The organism is Candidatus Jidaibacter acanthamoeba (assembly GCF_000815465.1).
GTDB lineage: Bacteria > Pseudomonadota > Alphaproteobacteria > Rickettsiales > Midichloriaceae > Jidaibacter > Jidaibacter acanthamoebae.
Genome location: NZ_JSWE01000106.1, coordinates 1 through 7,681, shown reverse-complemented (window position 1 = coordinate 7,681; position 7,681 = coordinate 1). Strand labels below are relative to the sequence as shown.

At 30.3% G+C, this 7,681-nt stretch carries 7 protein-coding genes; 3 read left to right on the top strand and 4 right to left on the bottom strand.

Annotated features, from left to right (window positions below):
- Positions 1–208: 208 nt before the first annotated feature.
- Entirely contained in the window at positions 209–2,863 is a 2,655-nt protein-coding gene (locus NF27_RS05330) for an ankyrin repeat domain-containing protein (RefSeq protein ID WP_039456707.1), read from the bottom strand.
- 271 nt (positions 2,864–3,134) lie between these two features.
- Here NF27_RS05330 and NF27_RS05325 point away from each other — a divergent pair, with 271 nt between their 5' ends.
- The gene (locus tag NF27_RS05325; protein WP_039456706.1) at positions 3,135–3,647 is read left to right on the top strand and encodes a hypothetical protein; all 513 of its coding nucleotides are present in this window, start codon (positions 3,135–3,137) and stop codon (positions 3,645–3,647) included.
- Between the two features lie 453 nt (positions 3,648–4,100).
- Here NF27_RS05325 and NF27_RS12445 read toward each other — a convergent pair whose 3' ends face one another.
- The gene (locus tag NF27_RS12445; RefSeq protein ID WP_161791811.1) at positions 4,101–4,274 is read right to left on the bottom strand and encodes a hypothetical protein; all 174 of its coding nucleotides are present in this window, start codon (positions 4,272–4,274) and stop codon (positions 4,101–4,103) included.
- Between the two features lie 162 nt (positions 4,275–4,436).
- Between NF27_RS12445 and NF27_RS05320 the strand changes: the two genes are divergently transcribed.
- Both NF27_RS05320 and NF27_RS05315 read left to right on the top strand, forming a co-directional pair.
- Complete coding sequence (locus NF27_RS05320; RefSeq protein WP_039456703.1) at positions 4,437–4,673, top strand: AbrB/MazE/SpoVT family DNA-binding domain-containing protein; 237 nt, start codon at positions 4,437–4,439, stop codon at positions 4,671–4,673.
- Entirely contained in the window at positions 4,660–5,061 is a 402-nt protein-coding gene (locus tag NF27_RS05315; protein WP_039456701.1) for a PIN domain-containing protein, read from the top strand. The genes NF27_RS05320 and NF27_RS05315 overlap by 14 nt, the downstream gene beginning before the upstream one ends.
- Positions 5,062–5,090: 29 nt before the next feature.
- Here NF27_RS05315 and NF27_RS05310 read toward each other — a convergent pair whose 3' ends face one another.
- Positions 5,091–6,575, bottom strand: coding sequence for an ankyrin repeat domain-containing protein (locus tag NF27_RS05310; protein ID WP_039456698.1), 1,485 nt, complete (start codon positions 6,573–6,575; stop codon positions 5,091–5,093).
- Between the two features lie 15 nt (positions 6,576–6,590).
- The coding region (locus NF27_RS12440) for a hypothetical protein (RefSeq protein ID WP_161791810.1) at positions 6,591–7,681 on the bottom strand (1,091 nt) is incomplete at its 5' end.

Below are 7,681 nucleotides of genomic sequence, written 5' to 3'. Positions count from 1 at the left end.
CTTCCTTTATGATATTTAATTCTTTAGGTATGTCAGTTAAATTTACTTATTTGCGTCACAAAGCCACGATTTGCACCGCTCTGACATTAAATGTACAACATTGTATAATGCTCCTTAATTGGCAGGCCTCTTAATTTAAACTTTTCAGAAAGTATAATTTGTTTTAAAAACTATACTTTAGAATCTACTAAATTGTGTTATTTTCCTTTTACTTCTCTCTTTCTTTTCCTTTATCTTTAGGCTCAAGTAGTAATTTTAATTGATAAGATGCTGCATAATCCTTTGCTGTTTTTCCACTATTATCTCTTATTTCTTTATTCGCTCCTTTCTCTAATAATAATCTTACTACTTCACTTCGATTATATATTGCTGCTAAATGCAGAGGTGACCGGCCATCATTATCCTGTAAGTTAAGAGCAGCATTATCATTATTAATCAATAAGTTTGAAATTGATTCATGTCCTCTAATAATTGTAACATGTAGAAGTGTTCTGCCATGAGTTTCTTCTCTGTAATTGATATCTACTCCTTTAGTAATTGCTTTCTCTATTTTTTTAGTGTTTCCATATTTTGCTGCTTCAAATATTGCTATGCTGGCATGTTTGATAGAAGCAGATTTATTATTTAAAGGAATTATACTTTTTACCTCTTTATCAATTGTATCAAAATCAGTTCTTTTCGCATAATGTTGTCTAAGCAATTGCCCTAGAGCTTTAGATGTGTCAACATTAAGAGATATTAAGTTTGGTAGTTCTAGCTTGTTAATAACTAATGATACAAGATATATAAGGAATGGACCGCAATCGTGATCATTAGTTCCCTCTACCGGTAAAATAACCCCTTCTTTTTCCTCCACATCATATATCTGAATTCTATTGGTTCTATTTAATACCATTTTATATTTGAAATTATTTTCTAAGCATTCATGGATAATATCCTCAATATTGTGATGAATATTTTCTCCCATAGGGTCTATGTAAGTAATAGTTATTTTTTTGCTCCTATGTTTTTCAAGATATATGCAGACATAGTGGTTGTTAGCTTGGTTATCGAAACCTTTAGTTATAGCATTAACGCGCAAAACAATGATAATTTTATCTAACGCTTTGTCTTGTTGGAAACTCAAAAGCTTTTGTTCCAGTGCTGTAGCACCTCCTACAGGAATCCCGTCTTTCATTATTTCAGGAATTGATGTCTCGGGCGCAATGATTGGCACCTGGCTAAATTTTGAGTTATAATATTTAATTAAATCTTCTATCTGTTTATCATCATAATGTTGTACATTTAAAATAGGATTTGTCTGCGTTGATAGACTTGGAAGATTAAATAAGCTTTCAAAATCACTATAAATGTCTTCACTAACATTTATTTCAAGCATATCTTCATGTCTTTTCAAGGATCCTAAACTCCTCTTCTCTAAATTTAAATTATCATTTTCCCAACATAATTCATTCTTATTCACAGGTACGTATATTGAAATGTCTGCTGTAGTTAAAGCATTGGCTAAGGGCTTATCTCCTGGGAGCATTTCAAATTCTTTCGATATTATAATTTGAGCATTTGTTATATCTTGCTCTGCCTTTTTAATTGAGATAATAATATTTCCGCTACGTCCTACATTTTCTTTTGCATCTAATCTATCTTGAAGATCCCTATTATGCTTAGCCCCAGAGCAAAAGATTACAGTCTTTCCTTGCGAATGTTCAAGAGCATTATTAATACAATCTATAAAAAAAGCATTTGCTTCCTTCATTCTTGTTGTACCTGCGGTGTGCTTAGAATCTCTGCCAAATTGGGTTTGCGTCTCGGTATGGATATCCATTGCTTTTATTCTAATGTTCGATTCCTTTAAGGTTAGGAATAAATGAAAGTATGCCTCCGATCCTCCTAAAATGTTATTAAGTAACAAAATATCTAGTGATGCTTGTTTGATATCATCTTGACAGTCATACCATTCATCTATTCTAGACTGGCGGTAAGATTCAATTTCTATACAAAAGAAGCTCGCCTGTATAGTAGGCATTAATTTAGTTATTGTTTGAATAATATATTTATCACCATGGTAGTCATTAAACCCTATGACCTTATATCTAGAAAGAGCGGTACCTAATTGAGTTATATTTTTTACATTGAATAAGTCTGATTCCTCAGCAACTCTCTGATTCTGAGTTTGCATAACTCTAAAATTATATTCCGGAGTTGCAATAAGTCTTTTTAATTCGATTTCAACTATCGAAGCTCTATCTTCAGAACATATAATTTTTCCTAAATTTGTTTTCTTAAATTTATTCCATTCTATTATAAATAACTCTTTTGGAAACTCTGTGATTAGTTGTTCACCTTCTTCATCATATGCTAATAAGCAAATATCATTTCTTGGATTAATGCTTGTAGATAAAATATCAACAAAACGCTTAAGTGAAACTGCTAGATTAGTAGATAACGGTTCAGTTGAATTTAGTATAGTTTCTTTAATACTTTCTATACCTTCTGCACGCTTTACAAATATTCCTTCTTTTTTTTCTACCGTGCGGTAAAAAAAATTCACTATTTCTTTATTGTTTAGTAATAAAAATCTTTCTTTTAAAGTAGTAAAAAAATGTTTGATTTCTTCCTTGTAACTACTCTTAAAAATATCAATATCTACTATTGCTAAAGGTCTTATAGCACAAAATATATTCTTGTCATCTTCCGAGGTAAGTAAGGGTGAACTAATACCTTTAAATTCTTCTGCCTCATCACCGGAGGATAAACTTTCTTCTATTAACTCATAGGAGGAATGTTCTTCAGAGTATTCAAAAACCTCTTCTTCTCCGGAAGAAAATTCTTCGGAAGAACCGGTGGGATGATCTTTTCTTTTCATAATCACCTTTTCGAGTATATATTATAATAGGCTAGCATATTTTTCTTGCATTGTAACTTGCTTTTACTATGTTTCATAAGCTTAATATATTGATTATTTGTATAATAATAATAATTATTATATTTTAATAGTTGCATTTAACATCTTTCTTAAAATAAAATATATAAAAATCTATAAATCTCTTAAGATAATAAAAAATAATAATTCAATTTTCTTGTAATTACCTAATGGTTTAGTGTATAAATATAATAAACTCAAAATAATGGATATTATGAAAGGTATTTTGCGTAAGCCGGTTTTTGATCCTGTAGATGCACTTAAAAAGGTTAATGCCTACTGTAAAGCTATGAAATGTTATGTTTCAAATGGAGTCTATGAAAAAGAAGAGTTAAATGAAAGGCATTCTGCTTTTTTGGATATTTTAAGAATAATTTTTTTACGTAATTCCGAGGGAGTAAGTTATGAAAAAACAAAGAATGAAATTACTATGGGGCGCTATTTAACCTTACAAGAGCCAAGATTCTATAAAGTTATTGAAACTATGGATGTGTTAGGTAATTTGCTTGAAGGTAAGGATACTCATAATATATTTTTTCCTGATATTTCTAAAGATACCATACAGAAAATCACCCGCATGGCTATTTTGATGAATTTACCTGAAGGTAAGGAAGTAAAGAGTAAATTAGAAGAGCGCCATTTAAACCATAAACCCGAGTTAGGTAAGCATACTGCTAGAGTTAGTGACCCAAAAGAAAAAAAAGTTAGTTTTAATTTAACTAAATAATGATTTCAGCAGAGAAATACACTAAGATTAAGACTAACGAAATGCTTTTTTAAAAAAGAGCAGTAGTCTTTACAACAAACTGTGTAAAAAACCAAGTAGGTATTATTGAATAATTATTAGGCTCAGGTTTAATAAATTGTTTATGTATTTATTACAAAAAAATCGTGCGGTTGCATCATTTTATATACTGAAAGTATTAACATTTATATTAACAAATAATTATATTAAACTCATAACCAACTGTATATTTTATAAATTATTTTACATCATCCAGCAGCTTCATTCCAGGCTCTTTTAATGGGGGCTCTTCCACAAAACCCCTTATGGGGAGGAAGAAGTTCTGTTAATGAATAAAGATAGATTAAACGTATGGCGTTTTATATGCTACGCATAACCAGAAACACTCTACAGTTAACTTTTTTAGTAAGTGCTCCAGTAACAAATCTGCTTTTCCTATGAAATCCTTAAGCCTTCTTTATCTAACTCTTTCCTTTGTTGCTCTGCATGAATTTTTGCTACCCAACAATCTATCTTACTTCTAAAAGGATTTACAATAAATTTATCAGAGGGCTTATTAGGTAAAGCATCACTTTCAATCGCATATATCAATTCTTCAGGTAAGATCAAGTTTTTTCCGTTCTATTCTTATAAATATCAACGTTCGTTTTTTGAACGCCCAGCTTGTAAAGAAAAGTAAGGTGCAATAATATTTAGCTTACCACACCTATTTACAATGTTATATCCTTACATTATAATAATTTATAAGAATACAATACCAATATTACATATATGCATTACTCTACAATAACCAGCAAAGGACAAGTCACTATACCTGTCGAAATAAGAGAGCTATTTAGCTTATCTACAGGAAGCAAGATTGAGTTTATACCTTACAATGACTATATTATTGCCATTCCCCTTAATAAGTCAGTTAAGAACCTTAAAGGCATACTACCTAAACCTGATAACTCTCTTTCTTGCGAAGAGATGAATAACATTATTAAGGAGAATCATGATAGGGATTGATACTGATATCTTAGTTAGATATTTAACTCAGGATAATACCGAGCAAGCTAACCTAGTAAGTTCACTTTTAGAAAAGTATGAAGGACAAAAACAATCCATATATATAAACAAGATTGTTTTATGCGAACTCATTTTGGTTTTAGAAAAAGGGTATAAATATTCTAAATCACAAATTACTTTAGCTATCAGATCTCTTCTTAGTACCCAGGAATTTATGTTTGAGCATTTAGAAGCATCATGGTTGGCACTTGAGGTTTACGAAAAGAACAATGCTAACTTTTCGGATGCTTTGATTGGTGAAATTAACAGGCTTAAAGGTTGCTCTACTACTTACACTCTGGATATAGCTGCTTCAGAGCTGAATTCTTTCCGGGCTCTAAACACATAAAACTAAACATATTATTAACTTTTTAAAGTTTAATAAAACTGAATGTAATTATGGATAAATTCTTCTTTTTGTTGGTTTTTCCTTTCTCTAATAAGCTGCTCAGTACGTTTGAGTTGTGTCGGGGTACTTAAAAATTCTTTTAAATTTTCAATTGATACTATGTGATCAGACACTAATTTGTTTAGTAAATTTCCAATAGTGTTGCGATGAATAACTTCGGCTCCCGGTACAAAAGTTAATATATTTACAACTGTCTCTTCAGGTAAGCAAAAGAATTGTGCATTGCGTAAAGCTTGGGAGATAGGTAAAGCACAATTTAATATAGGTAATATACTTTTTTTAGGAATATAAGTATCTAACTTATGTTTAGCTATTTTTTCTATCTCTTCATAAATACCTGCTCGCTCCCTAAGGATATACTTCTTAGAATCTTTACAGTCATTTTTACAATCAGTTGCTATATTGTATGCATTTTCCACTTCTCCTTTAGACCAACCATAAACGTCTAATAAAAATTTAAATGAGTTGAGTGAAGAAGAATATGCAGCAATGTCCAAAGCATTCCTATTAAAATTATCTTTACTTCCTATAATTCTTTCACCATATTCTAAGATTAAATATGCAAGTAGCTCTACTTTATTATACAAAGCAGCCCATAAGAAAGCATTATAGCCTTGTTCATTGCGCCAGAAAATTACCTCCGGGTTATTATTAATTACTTTCTTTGCTAGCTCAGTATTTCCATTATATATAGCCTTAAAAGCAGCTTCTTGGCTTTGCCTGAATAAAGATGAAGTTAGATTGCTGTTAATATCAAGCACTTTCTCACTTGTCGGGTTATAAGTTACATCCTCTGTGCTAATATCTAAAGGGGTTTTTCCGTATGCATCAGCTAAAGTTGTATTTGCTTTATATTGAGTTAATAATTGCACTGCTTCCAGGTGCCTATTGAATACTGCCGCATATAATGCCGTGTAATGAAATTTTCCTTCTTTAATACTAAAGTCTATATATTTTTCAAGTGACTGTTTTAATATTGTAAAATCATCATTTGCAGCTAGTCTATCTAAAATTAGTAATGATTTTTCCTTGTTATTTTTTAATATTATATTTTTATTTGATTGATCATAAAGAATAATTTCTTTATGGTTTGTAGTGCCATTAAATGCTTTTAAATCTTGTTCTTCTGTAGTTTTACTGCTTTGGTCATGCACTTTAGAACTTTGTGCCTCATAGAATTTTTCAGAAGAAGGAGTAATAAATTCAGCGGGATTTATTCTGAAATGAAATGCCTTGTTCTTACTTATATAATATTTCTTTAATTCATTCTCTACTTCTGTGCCTTTAAAGTAACCATCATCATAATTTCCTTCTATATAGATTTGTGGGTAGTAATCATTATAATCTGTATATACTTTTTTTATCCATTCAAATTTCCCTAATATATTTTTAATATCTTCTTTTTGGCTTTCAAAGAATTTTTTCTCTTTTTTAAAATATGATCCTGTTTTCATAGCATTTCCTCTCTCTTAGCTTAGTAAGCAAAAAATATTATTTGGTTCTTTTCTTAACGGTAGTTCTTCTTGCTTTATTGCATCAAAGTTAATATCTTTTAAATTTTCTGAATCTTTGCTTTTATTTTTAACTTCATTATACAAATTATCAAGCTCTTTAATTATTTCATTATAATTTTTATTTATATTTCTCAATATTTCACTAAATGAAGCTTGATTGTGGTGCCCATGATGAGTTCTAGTATTTCTGTACTCTCTTATTATTGGTATTTGCTTAGCCAGCTCAGTAAATTGACCATCTTGTTTAATGTCGAGTTTACCTATTTCGCTAAGAAGATCATATCTTTGCAAGTTACCTAATACTTCACCTAGTGCTAACAATAATGTAGTATATTTTAGTTTAATTTTTGTACATTCTGATTGGCTAAATTCTTTATCATTAATTTTTATATTTTCTAAATTAATAAGCTTTTTATCATCCATAGCTGCAATTGCTATAATCTCGTTTATCTTAAACCCTGCAGCTTCCTCACTTTGAATCTCCTCTTTGAATAACAAAATTATTTTTTTGCTATGGACTATAGAACTAACAAATATTTCTGCTTGGTCTTCAGGAGAGATGTTAGTAAGTTGCCCACCAGCAGGTAATTTCGGCAAACATAAATTAATCTCTTTTTCAGCAATTCTTAAGAGAAACACGGGCTTGTTTGGCTCACTACCTTCTTCGCCTTTTAAATACCCTAAGTTTTCCTTAATTAAATGGTCTATTACTCGTAATAAATATTTTTTAGTTTTTTTAATTTTCTCAAATAATTCAGGATTAGTCGCTTTCTGGGCTCTTGATATATAATCTAAACAGTGTATCCCCCTGTGCCTAAATTCTCTTAAATTTTTTGTATAACTTACTATATCCCCCCTTTCATCAGTAGTCTCTAATATATTCATTATCTTGTCTTGCAGCTCTTTACCACAACACTCCTTATGCCAATCTACGAAATCTGTAATTGCAGCGATTATAGTTATAGTAAATAATGTTGTATTATGGTACGAGATAAGGTAAATAAAAAAGAAAAACGATGTCAACAAGTCCATATAGTTTAGATCTA